We start from the raw sequence: 1652 nt of genomic DNA, 5'->3' as shown, positions 1-1652 counted from the left end.
AGACACTGTGATTATGAGAAGGGAGCAAGCGCGTCGGACGGCCTGTGTACGAGGCAGTCTGCGCGCTCGCCAACTCCCAACTTCTCATAACTGGGGCCTTCTCATAATGGCCGGAGAGCGACCTCGAGAAGTCGGCGTCCACAGTGCCCGACTTGGTGTCCAAATCCTCCGAAATACACAGTATTGCGAGTGCGGAAAAAGCACGCTGGTGGGCCTGGTTTCATCACGCGATCCACTTGCGCGCACATCCGTACACGCTACGATTTGACGCCAATGGCACCGGATGCCGGAGCCCACATTGCCCGGGAGATCGAGATGCCCACACGAGCAACATCGCGCCTCATACAGACTTGCGCATCCCTGTCCAATGGCAACAGCGCATCCGCGCTCAGCTCGGCGAAGGGTGGGCTCGCAATCCAAGGCCGACGACCTACGCCACGGCCCGAGAGAAAACATCGGTGTCGTTGATCAAGTCCAGGAAGGACGGTGGCCGTGCGCGAAATGTCTCTTGCCTAACACGGCGACCTCCTTGAGCGGCGCTATGCGAGCCCGGTCGAACGGCGCTCCTCCGTGTGCGCCGACAGCCAGGCCTGGGCATCCTCCGGCCTGCCGAGTAAGCCCTGCAGCCAGGGGTGCGCGCAGCGAAGACCTGTTCGGCTGTTCCCAAACTTGGGGACGCCAGCGGCCCGGGCTGGGCGGTTGCTGGGTTGCGTGCAGCTGGGCGCGTGCGCTTGCAGCCTTAACGTGTCGCCGTTGACCAGATTGCTATCATCACGCGGGACACGTAGAGGGCCAGTGATAGCACATGAATGCGGTAGAAATCGAACAGGCCATAGCATGTCGGTTTGATTCCGTGGAATCTTTTGAGAACTGAGGCAAGAATGCAATCAGCCGGTGCGGACACGTTCGACGAGGCCTATTACAAGCGTTTCTACTTCGACAAGAAGACCAAGGTGGTGGACCCGCAGCACGTTGAGCGCCTGGGTGCATTCATCTGCGCGTACCTTCGATACCTGCGCGTGCCCGTGAGGAGAGTGCTCGATGTGGGTTGCGGCATCGGCCTCTGGAAGGACATCGTCGAGCGCCACTTTCCGGGCGCAAGCTACCGCGGCGTAGAACTCAGCGAGTACCTGTGCGGTCGCTACGGATGGGAGCGCGGCTCGGTGGTGGATTACGAGGCGAGGAGCCCGTTCGATTTCGTCATCTGCCAGGGAGTTCTGCCCTATCTTAATCCGGCTGACCTTAAGCGAGCACTGCAGAACTTGGGCCGTCTGAGTCAGGGCGCGCTGTACCTGGAAGCCGTGACGCATGAAGACTTCGAGCGCGACATCGTGGACGAGGACTTGACCGACCCGAACCTGTATCGTCACCGCGCGTCCGTGTACCGACGCGGTCTGGCCCAAAATTTTCGGGAGGTCGGTGGCGGCTTGTGGCTCAGCCGGCAGACGGAGGTTCCGCTGTACTCGCTGGAACTTGCCGCGGAGTAGGTTGAACGTCCGGTCTCGGGCGAATTTGGAGATGTGAGCGAACGACGGGTACTGGCCGTTATGTCGAGCTCTCCATAACGGCCATTATGAGAAGGCCCCAGTTATGAGAAGTTGGGAGTTGGCGAGCGCGCAGACTGCCTCGTACACAGGCCGTCCGACGCGCTT

General features: G+C 60.7%; 1 protein-coding gene. It reads left to right on the top strand.

Annotated elements, in window-relative coordinates:
• The first annotated feature begins 881 nt into the window (after window positions 1–881).
• Window positions 882–1487: a class I SAM-dependent methyltransferase gene (locus tag FFS10_RS22835; protein WP_137896892.1), complete on the top strand. Its 606-nt coding sequence runs from the start codon at window positions 882–884 to the stop codon at window positions 1485–1487.
• Window positions 1488–1652: the final 165 nt, after the last annotated feature.

The sequence above is a fragment of the Ramlibacter sp. 2FC genome (assembly GCF_005503345.1).
Lineage (GTDB): Bacteria > Pseudomonadota > Gammaproteobacteria > Burkholderiales > Burkholderiaceae_C > SCMQ01.
Note: the sequence above shows the minus strand (reverse complement) of the source record. Positions and strands in the feature narration are given on the sequence as shown.

Coding starts and splice junctions, on each gene's coding strand:
- FFS10_RS22835 (WP_137896892.1), top strand. CDS start 882: ATGCAATCAGCCGGTGCGGACACGTTCGACGAGGCCTATTACAAGCGT.